We start from the raw sequence: 16627 nt of genomic DNA on the forward strand, positions 1-16627 counted from the left end.
CTTCCTTGGGACTAAATATCAGGTGGCTGGCGGGGTGAATATTGTTGACGGCAACAGCAATGACTAAAAGTTATTTTGTCAGTATGAGTTTCCCGGCTTTGGTTTGGCGCAAATAATAAATCTGGCCTCGGTGATTGATGGCCACCACATCCTGTAACCCCAGCAATTGTTGGCTGTTAATGCATGAAAGTGGCACCGAGGAAAGCGCCGGGTCAGCGGAGTCTTGGGGGCGATATGTGGCTTTGTGCATAAGGTGCTTCTTGCGAGTTCAGATTATTGTAGATTGATAATGATTGTCATCTGCATCTGTGGCTGGTTTCAATCCTAATGTCTATTAGTTGTCATTCCAAAACCTTGTTTTTCATTATTTATTGATATTGTGGATGAACTGGCAGGATGAGAGATAGAAGACGGGAATGGTGGAGATAAATGCATTTGGGTGGGTGATGGAATGGCCGCAAGGAAAAGGCCATGCCATCACAGTATGACGTCACGTTAATCGCAGTTAAAAGCGACTGCTGACCGCATCCGCCAATAAACTTAATAGCTGCTCAGTATCGGCCCAATTCAGACAAGGGTCAGTAATGGATTGCCCGTAAGTCAGAGTTTGGCCCGCCACAATTTTCTGGGTGCCCTCAATCAGGAAGCTTTCCGCCATCACACCGACGATAGCGGTGGAGCCCGCACGGATCTGCTGACCAATATCGGCGGCCACTTCCAGTTGGCGGCGATGCATTTTTTGGCAATTACCGTGGCTGAAATCCACGACCAAATGTTCAGGTAAATCAAATTCACGTAAGCTATCACAAGCCGCGGCGATATCTGAGGCACCATAATTAGGGGTCTTGCCGCCCCGCATAATGATGTGCCCATGTGGATTGCCGCTGGTTTGATAAATGGTCATTTGGCCGGTTTTGTCCGGTGACAAGAACATATGACTGGCTTGGGCGGCCCGGATAGCATCAATGGCAATGCGGGTATTGCCATCAGTGCCATTTTTGAAACCAACCGGGCAGGAGAGGGCCGAGGCCATTTCGCGGTGGATCTGACTTTCGGTGGTTCGTGCGCCAATCGCGCCCCAGCTAATCAAATCGGCAATATATTGGCCCGTCACCATATCAAGGAATTCGGTTGCGGTCGGCAAACCCAACTCATTGACGGCCAACAGCAGCCGACGCGCCATTTCTATCCCTAAATTGACCTGACATGAGCCATCGAGGGCCGGGTCTGAAATCAGCCCTTTCCAGCCGACCACGGTGCGCGGTTTTTCGAAATAAGTGCGCATGACAATTTCGAGACGGTCTTGGTAGCGCACCCGTAATACATTCAGCCGTGTTGCATAATCAATTGCGGCATCCAGGTCGTGAATTGAACAGGGGCCAACCACCACCAGCAGACGGGCATCTTCCCCGGTCAATATTTTTTCAATGCGCTTACGTGACGCGGTCACGTTATCGGCAACAGCTTCAGAAATCGGTAACTTTTCCGCCAATTGTTGTGGCGTGACTAAGCTATCGATGCGCGCTGTCCGCAGTTCATCAGTTTTATGCATGAAAATTCTCTAAATCTGTTCTTCTCTGCGGCAGGAATACCGGGAAGTGATGGCGATCACAATAAACCAAAAACAAATGAATTCAACCGCCAGCATCATGATTCATGGAAATTTTGCTGAAATAAACTGTAAACATATCGCCAGTGAATTATCCAAATCAGAACATCCGGCGGCTGAGACCTAAAATATCCAGAATTTTGGTTGAGATTTCCTCGACCGAATAGTTGGTGGAATTCAGATAGCGAATCTGATTTTTGCGAAACAGCGCCTCGACCTCGCCGACTTCCATCCGGCACTGGCGCAGGGAGGCGTAGCGGCTGTTTTCCCGCCGCTCTTCACGAATGGCGGCCAGGCGCTCGGGGTTTATGGTTAAGCCGAACAATTTATGTTGAAAAGGTTTCAATGCCGCAGGAAGTTGCAAGTTGTCCATATCGTCGGCGATAAAAGGGTAGTTTGCGGCGCGAATACCAAATTGCATGGCCAAATACAGGCTAGTGGGGGTTTTACCGCAGCGGGAAACACCTAATAAAATCACTTGAGCTTGGTCGAGATTGCGCAGAGAAATGCCGTCATCATGCGCCAGTGCATAGTCGATGGCGGCGATGCGCGCGTCATATTTGCTCAGATTACTTTCTGTTAACCCATGGGTGCGGTTGAGGATGGGTTGTGGTGATACCCCCAATTCGCCCTGCAGTGGGGCAACCAGTGCTTGCACGATATCTTGGCAAAATCCTTCACTGTGCTGAATGAGTTCACGAACTTCAGGGCTGATTATCGAATAGAAAACCAGCGGCCTGACCCCGGTTTGGCGATATATTTCATTGATTTTCTCACACACCTCTTGGGCGCGCGCCGCACTTTCAACAAAGGGCAGTGTAAAAGTGGTGGCCTTAACCGGAAACTGCGACAAGACAGCATGGCCGAGAACTTCCGCCGTGATGGCCGTCCCATCTGAAATATAAAATACACTTCTTTCCACACGGACTCCTGAATGATTTGCTAGCTAACTTTGTTGTTGATTATCTGTATCAGTGTGCCTTATTCAGCTTATCGGTAAAGAGTTTGCGGTCAGAATAGCCTGAAAATAACTTTTCTTGTTGGGTTGATCGATTCACCTGTCCATGGGCTATGGATGATTGTGCTAGTCTGAAATCATCCCTTGCGCCATTGGGCTGTGCTGGGCGGCTGTGCTCGATTCTCTGTGAGTCAGTTCATCCCGCAGGCTGGCTGCCCTAATGGCATCGGGTAGAGGCCTGATAACCTCTCACTGTACCCTACTGATCGTCCGTAACTAATGACAATGTAAAAAGGATTGTTTCGATGTCCAACAATGGCCTAAATCTGTGTAATGTGCTTTGGTACAACCAGCTTGGCATGCACGATGTTGACAGGGTTGGCGGCAAAAATGCCTCCTTGGGTGAAATGATAACCAATCTTTCTGAACTGGGTGTTTCGGTACCCAACGGTTTTGCTACCACCGCGCAGGCTTTTAACGATTTTCTGGAGCAAAGCGGCGTGAATAACCGCATCTATCAACTATTGGACCAAACCAATGTTGATGATATTGCGGCGTTAGCTAAAGCTGGCGCACAGATTCGTCAATGGGTGATTGAGACGCCATTCCATCCTGAATTCGAGCAGTCAATTCACGATGCATACCAACAATTAGCAGATGATCCGCACGCCTCATTTGCAGTGCGCTCATCAGCCACTGCGGAAGATATGCCGGATGCCTCTTTTGCCGGACAGCAGGAAACATTCCTCAATGTGCAGGGAATTGATGCGGTGATGATTGCCATCAAGCATGTTTTCGCCTCACTATTTAATGACCGAGCCATTTCTTATCGGGTGCATCAGGGCTATGACCATCGCGGCGTGGCACTGTCTGCCGGTGTCCAACGGATGGTGCGTTCAGACCTTGCCTCTTCCGGGGTGATGTTCACCATTGATACCGAATCGGGTTTTGACCAAGTGGTGTTTATCACCGCCGCTCATGGGCTGGGCGAGATGGTGGTGCAAGGTGCGGTCAATCCTGACGAGTTTTATGTGCATAAACCGACGCTGCGCCTTGGCAAACCCGCCATTGTGCGCCGTAATATGGGGTCGAAAAAGATTCGCATGGTTTATGCCGAAAATCAGGAACATGGCAAACAAGTCCAAATTGAAGATGTACCAGAGGCACAACGCAATCGTTTCGCTCTCAGTGATGCTGAAGTTGAAGCTCTGGCACATCAGGCATTGTTGATTGAAGAGCACTATGGCCGCCCGATGGATATTGAGTGGGCGAAAGATGGCCATACCGGCCAGCTGTTTATCGTGCAGGCGCGCCCGGAAACGGTGCGTTCCAATGAACAGGTCATGGAGCGCTATCAGCTAAATAATCAGAGTAATGTGCTGGTGGAGGGCCGCGCTATTGGCCATCGCATTGGTGCGGGGCCGGTTAAGGTCATTCACGATATCAGCGAGATGGATAGAATTCAGGCCGGTGATGTTCTGGTGACAGACATGACTGATCCGGATTGGGAACCGATCATGAAAAAGGCATCCGCCATCGTCACTAATCGTGGTGGACGCACCTGTCATGCGGCGATTATTGCGCGTGAATTAGGGATCCCGGCGGTGGTGGGCTGCGGTAATGCCACTGACATCTTGAGAGAAGGGCAAAATGTGACGGTTTCCTGTGCTGAGGGGGATACCGGTTATGTTTATCATGAGTTGCTAGACTTCTCTATTCAAAGCTCTCAAGTCACGGAATTACCTGATTTGCCGTTGAAAATCATGATGAACGTTGGTAACCCAGACCGGGCATTCGACTTTGCGCGCTTGCCGAATGAAGGCGTTGGCTTGGCACGGCTGGAATTTATCATCAACCGCATGATTGGCGTGCATCCCAAAGCACTGCTGGAGTTTGACGGCCAATCGCCGGCGATTCAAACCGAAATCAAGGCGCTGATGCATGGTTATGATGATCCGGTTGAGTTTTATGTTGGCCGTTTAACAGAGGGGATTTCAACTCTGGGGGCGGCATTTTGGCCCAAACGGGTGATTGTGCGCTTATCCGATTTCAAATCTAACGAGTATGCCAACTTGGTCGGTGGGGAAGCTTATGAACCACACGAAGAGAATCCGATGTTGGGCTTTCGTGGGGCGGGGCGTTATGTCGCCGACAGCTTCCGCGACTGTTTTGCACTAGAATGTGAGGCCGTTAAGCGGGTGCGCAATGTGATGGGTTTGACCAACGTTGAAGTGATGGTGCCTTTTGTGCGCACCGTGGCGCAGGCGCAGGCGGTGGTGGCTGAACTGGCCCAGCAGGGGCTTAAACGTGGCGAAAATGGTCTGAAAATCATTATGATGTGTGAAATTCCGTCGAATGCTTTACTGGCTGATCAATTCCTTGAACATTTTGATGGTTTCTCCATTGGCTCCAACGATATGACCCAGTTAACACTGGGGTTGGATCGTGACTCGGGTGTGGTGTCAGCCTTGTTTGATGAGCGCAATGAGGCAGTAAAAGCATTGTTATCAATGGCAATTCAGGCCGCCAAACGGCAAGGAAAATATGTCGGTATCTGTGGCCAGGGCCCATCAGATCACGAAGATTTTGCTTTATGGCTGATGGAGCAAGGGATCGACAGTTTGTCTCTTAATCCAGACACGGTGGTACAAACTTGGTTGAGTCTGGCGGAGCATACCAAACATTAATGGGTAGTGGGTTATACCGATAGACAGATATTGAATTATCCGCAGTTGCGGCTGCGGATTTTTTTCAATTATACAAATATATTTATAGTCATTGGTGTTGCCAATAGCCGGCCGGGCAGTGATAAATCGGGCAGAATGGGTGTGAACCAAAATAGGGCATTTTGCGCCAGAATATCAATAAAAAAAAAGCCCGTCTTAGGTGACAGGCAAAGACTACACACAGCAATACGTGTATCGATTACAGATATTTAAATAAGTCATTATGAAATGATTTATTTAAATGTCTTAGGGGGAACTGCTGGTCAATAATACTAAGTAAATTCCGTGAGTTAGTCATTAAGAAATATCCGAATAAAATTGATTTAATATATACTTATTATAAAAGTAATTTCGTCTTGTTATTAATGTCGGCCTTATTTAATATCTATACGATGGGTTGCATAGAATATAAATAGAAATATTAAAATGTCGGTTGTTTATTGTTAATAGCGAATATAGCTAAATAATAGGGGTTAAGCAGCATAACTGCCAAACCCCATGAAATATTAAAGCTCTTCTAAATGTTTGGCGACTTCTTGCATGCTCTCTTCGGGCTCAGGGGCTTCACTGACCCACGCCGATGTCAGGCGATAGGAAATGGCCAACACCACCGGGCCGATAAACAGCCCAATCATACCGAATGACAACAACCCGCCAATAACACCGGAAAGAATTAATATCATTGGCATATCGGCTTCCATTCGGATGAGATAGGGCCGTAATATGTTATCCATTGTTCCGACAATACAGCTCCAGACCAGTAATATCGTGCCCCAGGTTGAATCACCGGTCCAATACAGCCAGATGACTGAGGGGATCAGTATCAGCAGTGGCCCGAGTTGCGCCACACAGCAAATAAACATTAATACCGTGAATAGCATTGCATATTGTATCCCGGCAATGGCCAGACCAATCCCGCCGAGCACGGCTTGCACCAACGCCGTGACCACCACCCCGAGTGCGACCGCCCGGATAGCTTTGGCGGTCAGCACCACCACGGCATCGCCACGTTTATCGGCTGCCCGCACCGCAAAATGGCGAATCCCCAGGCCGACTTGTTCGCCATGGAAATAAAGCAAAGTGCTAAACAGCACCATCAGTGCCAGATGAATTAAGAAGTAGCCGACATGGGCTGCTTGCGCGACTAGCCAGGTTGCAGCGGCCCCAATATAGGGCTGAACTTTGGCAATCAGGACATTGCCGCCGCCGGCAATCAGTGAATGCCAGCCGCTATACAATTTATTGCCCACCATGGGGATGGATTTAAGCCAGGTGACATCCGGCATTTTTAAATTAGATGGGCTGGATGCCCACTGGATAAGCGGGCCACTGTTCTCAACCAAGCTACTGACCAGCAGTGCAATGGGGATAACGAACAGTAACACCAGCAGAAGGGTCATGATAATTGCCGCCAACCAGCGCTTGCCCCATAACAGATTTTGCAATCGGATAAGCAAAGGCCAGGTGGCAATCACGACCATGCCAGCCCAGGCAAAGCCCATGATAAAGGGCTGTACCACCCAAAAACTGGCGATAATCATAATCAAAATGAATATCACCCCAAACATCAGTTTAGGTAAATCGAAATGACGTAGCTGCGGGTAATTCATTAGTGGATTCTCATTTCACAAATCATGGCAAGGTGGCCATCGCACTGTATTCTCGGTACTCATTAGATTGGGTACTAATGCGGTATTTGCACCCATCTTATTAAACTTCAATAGTAATCATGGTGTATTTCCGCTGTTTTTAACAGAGCGCTTAAGTTTTACTGCGGTGATTTTCTCCGAAGAAGGGGAAGGCGCTCGGTATCATACAAATCTGATTGCAGCCCCAGTGCCCGAATAACGCCCTGCGCGCAGGCTTTGGCTATTATTTATGCAATATAAAATTTTGATACTCAATCTTTTATAATGGTATTTGACCTTGGCTGATAGCCATCACTTTTGCATCATTCTGAATTGACATAAATTGTTCGACAAAGGTGATGGCTAGCAGATAATCTTTCAGCGGAACAGTCCTTAAAACAAACACACATTAGATAGGGTCACACTAATGATCCCACAGATTTCTCAAGCACCGGGTGTTATTCAGTTGGTGCTGGATTTTTTGGATGCTTTGAAGCAACACGGATTTACCGGCGATACCGCCACCCATTATGCCGACCGCCTGACCATGGCGACGGACAACAGTATTTATCAACTGCTGCCTGATGCCGTGATTTTTCCGCGCTCGACGGCGGATGTCACATTGATTGGCCGTTTGGCGGGGCAGGAGAATTTTAAATCCTTGGTCTTCACGCCACGCGGTGGAGGAACCGGGACGAATGGCCAAGCACTGAACACCGGCATTGTGGTGGATATGTCGCGTCATATGAACCGGATACTCGAGGTCAATGTAGAGCAAGGTTGGGTGCGGGTTGAGGCGGGCGTCATTAAAGACCAGCTTAATCAATACCTGCAGCCACTGGGGTATTTCTTCGCGCCAGAGCTATCGACCAGTAATCGCGCTACCTTGGGCGGCATGATCAACACCGATGCTTCGGGGCAGGGGTCATTGGTCTATGGCAAAACGTCTGACCATGTGCTTGGGTTGCGCGCCATTTTGCTGGGGGGGGAAATGCTCGACACCCGGGCCATGCCGACGGCGCTGGCGGAAACGATTGCGCAGGAAGACTCTGTCACCGGCCGCATTTATCACACCGTGCTGCATCGCTGTCGTGAGCAGCGGGCGCTGATTGTGGAGAAATTCCCCCAATTAAATCGTTTTCTCACCGGTTATGACTTGCGCCACGTATTCAGTGATGACCTGCAAACCTTTGACTTGACAAGAATTTTAACGGGAGCAGAGGGCACTTTGGCTTTCATTAGCGAAGCCACCTTGGATATTACCCCGCTGCCGAAAGTGCGTCGCTTAGTGAATGTGAAGTATGACTCCTTTGATTCCGCGTTGCGCAATGCCCCTTTTATGGTGGAGGCCAACGCGCTGTCAGTGGAAACTGTGGATTCCAAAGTCCTCAACCTGGCGAAAGAGGATATTGTTTGGCACTCGGTCAAAGCACTGATTACTGATGTGCCCGATAAAGAGATGCTGGGGCTGAATATTGTTGAGTTCGCCGGCGATGATAAGGCGCTGATTGACAGCCAAATGGCGTCTCTGTGTCAGCGGTTGGATGATTTGATGGCGGCCCGTGAGGGCGGGGTTATTGGCTACCAAATTTGCAGTGAATTAGCCGGAATTGAGCGCATTTATGGGATGCGTAAAAAAGCCGTGGGGCTGCTGGGTAACAGTAAAGGGCAAGCTAAACCTATTCCGTTCGCCGAGGACACCTGTGTACCGCCACAACATTTAGCCGATTATATCGTCGAATTCCGGCAATTATTGGACAGCCATCATCTGGCCTACGGTATGTTTGGCCATGTCGATGCCGGCGTGTTGCATGTTCGTCCAGCACTGGATATGTGTGATCCGCAGCAAGAGATGCTGATGAAGCAGATTTCGGACCAAGTGGTGCAGTTGACGGCGCGCTATGGCGGGCTGCTGTGGGGCGAGCATGGTAAAGGTTTCCGGGCAGAATACAGCCCAGAGTTCTTTGGTGATGTGCTTTATCATGAATTGCGGCAGATAAAATCAGCATTTGACCCCGATAATCGGCTCAATCCCGGCAAAATTTGCTCTCCTTTGGCCAGTGATGCGCCGATGATGAAAGTGGATACTTCGGATAAGCGCGGCACCCTGGACCGGCGTATCCCGCTGGCGGTCAGAACATCATTCCGTGGCGCGATGGAGTGCAATGGCAACGGGCTGTGCTTTAACTTTGATGTCCGCAGCCCGATGTGCCCGTCAATGAAAATCACCGGCGACCGAATTCATTCGCCTAAAGGGCGGGCTGCCTTGGTGCGCGAGTGGCTGCGGCTGTTAGCCGAGCAAGGAGTTGACCCGGTGGCGTTGGAGCATGGGCTGGCGACCAAGCGGCCAAGTTTGCGCGGGTTAATTGAAAAAACGCGCAATACTTGGCATGCCCGCCAGGGGGATTATGATTTCTCTCATGAGGTCAAAGAGGCGATGTCCGGCTGTCTGGCATGCAAAGCTTGCTCGACCCAATGCCCGATAAAAATTGATGTGCCGGGGTTCCGTTCCCGTTTCCTGCAGCTGTATCACACCCGTTATCATCGCCCACTGCGTGATTACGTCGTTGCCAGTGTCGAGGGCTACGCCCCGCTGATGGCGAAAGCGCCCAGCGTGTTTAACTTCTTCCTGAAACAGCCGTGGGTCGGCGCGTTAAGCCGCAAAAGCATTGGCATGGTGGACTTGCCGCTGCTGTCCAGCCCCAGCCTGAAGCAGTCCTTATCCGGTCATTATGCCAGCACCATGACCTTGGAACAGTTGGAAAAACTGCCCGATTCCGAGCGCCGCCAGCATGTTTTGATAGTGCAAGACCCTTTTACCAGTTACTACGATGCCCAAGTGGTGGTCGATTTTGTCCGGCTGGTGGAGAAACTGGGGTTTAATCCGGTATTGCTGCCATTCTCACCTAACGGCAAGGCGCAGCATATCAAAGGGTTCTTACAACGGTTTGCTAAAACAGCCCGGAAAACGGCGGATTTCCTGAATCGCATTGCGCTGCTGGGGATGCCAATGGTCGGGGTTGATCCGGCGTTGGTGCTGTGTTATCGCGATGAATATAAAGAGATTTTAGGTGATTCCCGTGGTGACTTCAAAGTGCAATTGGTGCATGAATGGTTGCAGGTGGCGCTAGCTGAACAGCCAGAGCAACACCTGAGCGGTGAATCATGGTATCTATTCGGCCATTGCACTGAAACCACCGCTTTGCCGGCGAGCAGTCAGCATTGGGCTGCCATATTCTCCCGTTACGGTGCCAAGTTGGAAAACGTCAGTGTTGGTTGCTGCGGCATGGCAGGTACTTATGGCCATGAAGTGAAGAACATGGATAATTCCTTAGGTATTTATGCATTATCCTGGCAACAGGCATTGCAAAAGCTGCCGAGTAAACGTTGTTTAGCCACCGGGTACTCGTGTCGCAGTCAAGTTAAGCGCATTGAAGGCAACGGGTTGCGGCATCCATTGCAGGCATTGCTTGAACTGGTCTAATATCTGAAAGCAGCTAATACTGCTGCAATTTCAAATATGAAGGATAAGGAGAGAGCATGCTTTGGAAACGCACGGCGACACTCGAACAGTTAAATCAGCAAAGCCAAGACTGTATGGTCGGGCATTTGAGTATTGAGTTTACTCGATTTTCCGACGACGAACTGGAAGCCACCATGCCGGTTGACCACCGGACAACACAACCCTTTGGCTTGCTGCATGGTGGGGCGTCGGTGGTGTTAGCAGAGTCGCTGGGTTCTATGGCCGGGTATTTATGTACCACACCGGGGCAACAGATAGTGGGGTTGGAGGTCAATGCCAACCATATCAAAGCGGCCCGCTCTGGCAAGGTACGTGGCTGTTGTCGTGCTATTCATGTTGGCCGCCGCCATCAGGTGTGGCAGATTGAGATTTTTGATGAACAAAACCGCCTGTGTTGCACTTCCCGCTTAACCACCGCGGTGTTATCGCCCACGGAATAACCCTCCATAATACTAATTGATATGTTGCTTCGGGCTATGGGTCAGCTTGCAGCAACATACATCGCCATCGCCATCGCCATCCTTCTGTTGCTTTATCCCGGAGTATTTTGTTAATTCGATAAATGTGGTGAATCTCTCTGATAGGTTTCCCCTGAGGGGGTTTTCAGCTAAAATTAATTCAGAAATAGGTATTTTTTATGAATGTTTAAAAATACTGGGGCTAACGACGATTAGCCTCTGATATAGCAAGGGATTCGAGCATCGCTGTCATAATTATTCTTTTATTTCATGGCGATAAAAGTGTACTTGTCTATCCAGACTTCTCCGGCCATCGCAGCATGCTTATTCGTTGCCGCCTCATTTGGGGTCTAAACGGCACTTTTCTTAATATCCCTGCAAAACAAACGGTTGAAGTGATAATTATTATCACTACCATTGTGAACAATCTGTGTTGATTTACCTATAATCAGCCAGCTAATCGATATGTGATTAAAAGATAAGGTAGGGCATATGCAACAGGAATCAGTCGGGACATTTTCCCTCGATGATAATGTTTGGCAGGGCGTGACGATAACCGACAGTGCCGCGGCACAAATTACGCGTCTCATGCAGCAAGACCCTGAAATAAAAGGGTTACAGCTTGGGGTCAAGCAATCTGGTTGTGCTGGGTTTGCTTATGTAATGGATATGGCTAAGGAGCCAGCCAGTGATGTATTGGTGTTCGAGCACGGTAGCGCCAAGCTTTATGTGCCGTTGAAAGCGATGCCGTTTATCGATGGCACCGAGGTGGATTATGTCCGCGAAGGACTCAATCAGATTTTTAAATTTAATAATCCTAAAGCTCAGCATTCCTGCGGGTGTGGCGAGAGTTTTGGCGTTTGAGCGATGTAAACGAAATGACACGAAGCAATGTAGAAGTTCCAGATGATGTGCAGGCTTGGGTCAGCGATGGTCGCTACAAAGAAGGTTTTTTTACACAACTTGCGACTGATGAATTGGCGAAAGGCCTCAATGAGGATGTCATTCGCGCCATTTCAGCGAAGCGTAATGAACCGGAATGGATGTTGGAATTTCGTCTCGGTGCCTATCGCAGCTGGCTGGAAATGGAAGAGCCGCACTGGCTGAAAGCACATTATAACAGCCTGGATTATCAGGATTATAGCTATTACTCCGCGCCGTCATGTGGCAGCTGTGATGATAGCTGTGATTCGCAGCCCGGAGCGGTACAACAATCATCTGCCGACAGTGCAGCGCCACGAGATCTGTCTGAGCAGGCGCTGAATGAGTACCTCACCGCCGAGGTGGAATCTGCTTTTGCCCAGTTAGGGGTTCCGGTGCGTGAAGGGGCTGAGGTGGCCGTTGACGCCATTTTTGACTCCGTTTCGGTGGCGACCACTTACCGGGGCAAACTGGCCGAGCAGGGCATTATTTTTTGCTCTTTCGGCGAAGCCATTCAGGAATACCCAGATTTAGTGCGTAAGTATTTGGGCTCCGTGGTGCCGGCCAAAGATAACTTTTTTGCCGCACTCAATGCCGCGGTGGCCTCTGACGGCACCTTTGTCTATGTCCCCAAAGGTGTGCGTTGCCCGATGGAGCTCTCGACCTACTTTCGCATTAACGCCGCCAAAACCGGGCAGTTTGAGCGCACTATTTTGATTGCCGACGAAGACAGCTATGTCAGTTATATCGAAGGATGCTCTGCACCCGTTCGTGATAGTTATCAGTTACATGCGGCAGTGGTTGAGGTCATTTTGCATAAAAATGCAGAAGTGAAATATTCCACCGTGCAGAACTGGTTTGCTGGGGCTGACAGCACGGGCGGCATTCTCAATTTTGTGACCAAGCGCGCATTGTGTGAAGGGGCCGGGTCGAAAATGTCGTGGACTCAATCAGAGACCGGTTCGGCCATTACTTGGAAATACCCCAGTGTGATTTTGCAGGGCGATAACTCCATCGGTGAGTTTTTCTCTGTCGCCCTAACTAACGGTCATCAGCAGGCGGATACTGGCACCAAAATGATCCACATTGGCAAAAACACCAAATCAACAATTATCGCCAAGGGGATCTCTGCCGGTCATAGCCAAAATACCTATCGTGGTTTGGTGAAAATACTGCCCGGTGCGGATAACGCCCGTAATTTCACGCAATGTGACTCGATGCTAATTGGCCCGGACTCTGGCGCTCACACTTTCCCATATGTGGAAGTGCGCAATAACTCGGCGCAATTGGAGCACGAAGCGACAACCTCAAAAATTGGTGATGACCAACTGTTTTATTGTTTGCAGCGCGGCATCAGCGAAGATGATGCCATCTCAATGATTGTTAATGGTTTTTGTAAGGATGTATTCTCCGAGTTGCCGTTGGAGTTTGCTGTTGAAGCACAAAAATTGTTAGCGATTAGCCTGGAACACAGTGTCGGTTAAGCGTTCGCTGCATATGTCAAGTTTTGCGCTTCTGCGCACCAAGGAACCTTATGTTAAGCATCAAGAATTTAAAAGTGAGTGTGGAAGGTAACGAGATCCTCAAAGGGGTAGATTTAGCGATAAAACCCGGTGAGGTGCATGCCATTATGGGGCCGAATGGCTCAGGTAAAAGTACCTTGTCGGCGGTATTGGCTGGGCGCGAAGAGTATGAGGTCACCGAGGGCAGTGTGACTTTCAAAAACAAAGACTTATTGGTGTTGGATCCCGAAGATCGTGCCGGTGAAGGGGTGTTTCTGGCTTTCCAGTATCCCGTGGAGATTCCTGGGGTAAGCAACCATTTCTTCCTGCAAACAGCCGTTAATGCGGTACGCAAATATCGCCAGCAAGATTCACTGGATCGCTTTGATTTCTCAGACTTTATTGAAGAAAAGATTGAATTACTCAAAATGCCCGCAGACTTGCTGACTCGCTCGGTTAATGTGGGGTTCTCTGGCGGCGAGAAAAAACGCAATGACATTTTGCAGATGGCGGCGCTGGAGCCCTCATTATGCATTCTGGATGAAACTGACTCCGGTCTGGATATCGATGCCCTGAAAATTGTCGCCAATGGGGTGAACTCGCTGCGTAATGAAGAGCGCGCGTTTATCATTGTGACCCACTATCAGCGTATCCTCGATTACGTCAAACCTGATTTTGTCCACGTGTTATATCAGGGGCGTATTATTAAGTCTGGTGATTTCACCTTAGTGAAGCAGTTGGAGGAGCAAGGCTATGGCTGGCTTACCGACCAACAGTAATATCCCAAAGCAACAACGTATTCTGGATGAACAGCGCGTCCATGCTTTGGCTCATTTTGGCCAGTTATTTCAGCAGCATCAAAGTGACAAAGGGGCTGAAGTCACGGCGCATTGGCAACAGGTACTGAAGTTGGGTTTCCCCAACCTCAAGCATGAAGATTGGAAATATACGCCACTGGAGCGCCTATTCGCCCATCGTTTCCGCTTCGCTTGTGCCCCTCGGGTGACAGCGACTCAGCGGGATGAGTTGTCATTGGTGCAAGATGCCCATCGATTGGTTTTCATTGATGGCTGCTATGCTCCAGAATTGAGTGACAGTGAGTGCGGCCCGTACCAACTGGCACCGCTAACTGAAAAATCTCAGTTTCCCGCGGCGATTCAATCGGAAGTGTTTCTACATTTGACCGAAAGTCTGGCGCAGGAAAGTTTATATATCCGCTTGCCCGCCGGGCAACACAGTGATAAACCGCTGTATCTGCTGCATATCAGTTCAGGTAATGACTCTGATATCGTGAATACCAGTCATTATCGTCACCATCTGGCGATTGAAGCTTCAGCACAAGCACAAGTGATTGAGCATTTTGTCAGCCTCAATCAACAACCGCACTATACCGGGGCGCGGCTGACCATGTCAGTGGGCGACAATGCAGAGTTGAACCATTGCAAACTGGCGTTTGAAGCGACTCAAAGTTACCATTTTGCCCATAACGATATCACCCTCAGCCGTGATGCGCGGGTTCGCAGTGACAGTTTCCTGCTCGGTGCCGGGCTAACCCGCCACAATACCAGCGCCCAGTTAAATGGCGAGGGCGCGACTTTATCCATTAATAGTCTGTTATTGCCCATAGGGCGCGAAATTTGCGATACCCGCACTTATCTGGAACATAACAAGGGCTATTGTGAAAGCCGTCAGTTGCACAAAACCATGGTGCGTGAGCGGGGCAAAGCGGTCTTTAATGGCATGATTAAAGTGGCTCAGCACGCACTAAAAACCGACGGCCAGATGACGAACAACAATTTGTTGCTCAGTCAATTGGCTGAAGTGGATACCAAGCCCCAACTGGAAATTTATGCCGATGATGTGAAATGCAGCCATGGGGCCACTGTGGGGCGCATTGACGCCGAGCAACTGTTTTATCTGCAATCGCGTGGTATCCATCAAGCGGATGCACAGCAAATGATTATTTTTGCTTTTGCCGCCGAATTGACCGAGGCCATCCATCACGACACTATCCGTAAAGTGGTGCTGGCCCGTATTGCTGAGCGGCTGGCGAGGGAGACACTATGAGTCTCCCCAATCAACCATTCCCTATTGAACAAGTCCGAGCCGATTTTCCTCTGCTCAGCCGGCAGGTTAATGGCCAGCCGCTGGCGTATCTGGACAGTGCTGCCAGCGCACAGAAGCCACAAGTGGTTATTGACCGGGAACTTAACTTTTATCGCGCAGGTTATGCGGCGGTTCACCGCGGTATCCACACCCTGAGTGGCGAGGCAACCCAACAGATGGAGGCGGTTCGCAGTCAGGTTGCCGAATTTATCCATGCTGCCAGCGCCGAAGAGATTGTGTTCGTCAAAGGAACCACTGAGGCCATTAATTTGGTGGCTAACAGTTATGGTCGCCATCACCTGAAAGCCGGTGACAGCATCATCATTACCGAGATGGAGCACCACGCCAATATTGTCCCTTGGCAGATGCTGGCAAAAGATATTGGCATTGAAATCCGTGTTTGGCCGCTGACAGCAACAGGTGAACTTGAACTCACCGCTTTGGCGAGTTTGATTGACAGCACCACTCGATTGCTGGCTATCACTCAGGTTTCCAATGTGTTGGGGACGGTGAACCCCATCAAAGACATTGTGGCTCAAGCTAAAGCTGCGGGTTTAGTGGTGCTGGTGGACGGCGCGCAGGCCATCATGCATCAACCGGTGGATGTACAAGCGCTGGGCTGTGATTTCTATGTTTTCTCGGGCCACAAGCTGTATGGGCCATCAGGTATTGGCATTTTGTACGGCAGGGGCGAACTGTTACAGCACATGCCACCTTGGGAGGGGGGCGGGGCGATGATTAAAACCGTCAGCCTGACCCAAGGCACCACCTTTGCTGACCCGCCGTGGCGTTTTGAAGCGGGCTCGCCAAATACGGCTGGCATTATGGGCCTTGGTGCGGCCATCAGTTATGTGAATCAGTTGGGCCTAACTCAGATCCAACAGTATGAAGAGTCGCTGATGCAGTATGCATTGGCGCAACTGAGCCAGATTCACAGCCTGAAAATTTATGGCCCGGCCACTCGAGCCGGGGTCATCGCCTTCAATCTTGGGGGGCATCATGCCTATGATGTGGGCAGTTTCCTCGATCAATACGGTATTGCGATTCGTACCGGGCATCATTGTGCCATGCCGCTGATGGAATTTTACCAAGTGCCGAGCATGTGCCGCGCCTCACTGGCACTTTATAATACCCGCGAGGAAGTTGACCGGCTGGTCAGTGGGCTACAGCGCATCGAAAAATTGCTGGGCTGAGTG

12 protein-coding genes and 1 other RNA gene are annotated in these 16627 nt (G+C 49.8%); 8 read left to right on the forward strand and 5 right to left on the reverse strand.

Annotated elements, in window-relative coordinates:
* Positions 1–70: 70 nt before the first annotated feature.
* The 3 genes from hemP to ppsR all read right to left on the reverse strand — a co-directional run bounded on the left by hemP (position 71) and on the right by ppsR (position 2531).
* Positions 71–250: a hemin uptake protein HemP gene (gene hemP / locus D5F51_RS07890; protein ID WP_129196077.1), complete on the reverse strand. Its 180-nt coding sequence runs from the start codon at positions 248–250 to the stop codon at positions 71–73.
* Between the two features lie 255 nt (positions 251–505).
* A complete protein-coding gene (locus D5F51_RS07895; protein ID WP_025378396.1) occupies positions 506–1552 on the reverse strand; it encodes a 3-deoxy-7-phosphoheptulonate synthase in 1047 nt (348 codons plus the stop codon).
* Between the two features lie 157 nt (positions 1553–1709).
* Complete coding sequence (ppsR, locus tag D5F51_RS07900; RefSeq protein WP_025378395.1) at positions 1710–2531, reverse strand: posphoenolpyruvate synthetase regulatory kinase/phosphorylase PpsR; 822 nt, start codon at positions 2529–2531, stop codon at positions 1710–1712.
* A gap of 341 nt (positions 2532–2872) precedes the next feature.
* Here ppsR and ppsA point away from each other — a divergent pair, with 341 nt between their 5' ends.
* Positions 2873–5254: a phosphoenolpyruvate synthase gene (ppsA, locus tag D5F51_RS07905; RefSeq protein WP_129196078.1), complete on the forward strand. Its 2382-nt coding sequence runs from the start codon at positions 2873–2875 to the stop codon at positions 5252–5254.
* 178 nt (positions 5255–5432) lie between these two features.
* Here ppsA and rprA read toward each other — a convergent pair.
* An RNA gene (gene rprA / locus D5F51_RS07910) (antisense sRNA RprA) lies at positions 5433–5540 on the reverse strand.
* 259 nt (positions 5541–5799) lie between these two features.
* Complete coding sequence (ydiK, locus tag D5F51_RS07915; protein ID WP_129196079.1) at positions 5800–6903, reverse strand: AI-2E family transporter YdiK; 1104 nt, start codon at positions 6901–6903, stop codon at positions 5800–5802.
* A 445-nt stretch (positions 6904–7348) separates the two neighbouring features.
* Between ydiK and ydiJ the strand changes: the two genes are divergently transcribed.
* From ydiJ to sufS, 7 genes are all read left to right on the forward strand, one after another.
* Positions 7349–10405 carry a D-2-hydroxyglutarate dehydrogenase YdiJ gene (ydiJ, locus tag D5F51_RS07920; protein ID WP_129196080.1) on the forward strand — a complete coding sequence of 1019 codons (3057 nt, stop codon included), beginning with the start codon at positions 7349–7351 and terminating at the stop codon, positions 10403–10405.
* Positions 10406–10461: 56 nt separating this feature from the next.
* A complete protein-coding gene (locus D5F51_RS07925; protein WP_129196081.1) occupies positions 10462–10884 on the forward strand; it encodes a hotdog fold thioesterase in 423 nt (140 codons plus the stop codon).
* A 510-nt stretch (positions 10885–11394) separates the two neighbouring features.
* Positions 11395–11766 carry a Fe-S cluster assembly scaffold SufA gene (gene sufA, locus D5F51_RS07935; RefSeq protein ID WP_129196082.1) on the forward strand — a complete coding sequence of 124 codons (372 nt, stop codon included), beginning with the start codon at positions 11395–11397 and terminating at the stop codon, positions 11764–11766.
* Positions 11767–11780: 14 nt separating this feature from the next.
* A complete protein-coding gene (gene sufB, locus D5F51_RS07940; protein ID WP_100273921.1) occupies positions 11781–13307 on the forward strand; it encodes a Fe-S cluster assembly protein SufB in 1527 nt (508 codons plus the stop codon).
* 50 nt (positions 13308–13357) lie between these two features.
* The gene (gene sufC, locus D5F51_RS07945; protein WP_129196083.1) at positions 13358–14104 is read left to right on the forward strand and encodes a Fe-S cluster assembly ATPase SufC; all 747 of its coding nucleotides are present in this window, start codon (positions 13358–13360) and stop codon (positions 14102–14104) included.
* Positions 14079–15392 (forward strand): Fe-S cluster assembly protein SufD, encoded by a 1314-nt coding sequence (gene sufD, locus D5F51_RS07950; protein WP_129196084.1) that lies wholly within the window; start codon positions 14079–14081, stop codon positions 15390–15392. The genes sufC and sufD overlap by 26 nt, the downstream gene beginning before the upstream one ends.
* A complete protein-coding gene (gene sufS / locus D5F51_RS07955) occupies positions 15389–16624 on the forward strand; it encodes a cysteine desulfurase SufS (protein WP_129196085.1) in 1236 nt (411 codons plus the stop codon). The genes sufD and sufS overlap by 4 nt, the downstream gene beginning before the upstream one ends.
* The last annotated feature ends 3 nt before the right edge of the window (positions 16625–16627 follow it).

Source organism: Yersinia hibernica, assembly GCF_004124235.1.
Classification (GTDB): Bacteria; Pseudomonadota; Gammaproteobacteria; order Enterobacterales; family Enterobacteriaceae; genus Yersinia; species Yersinia hibernica.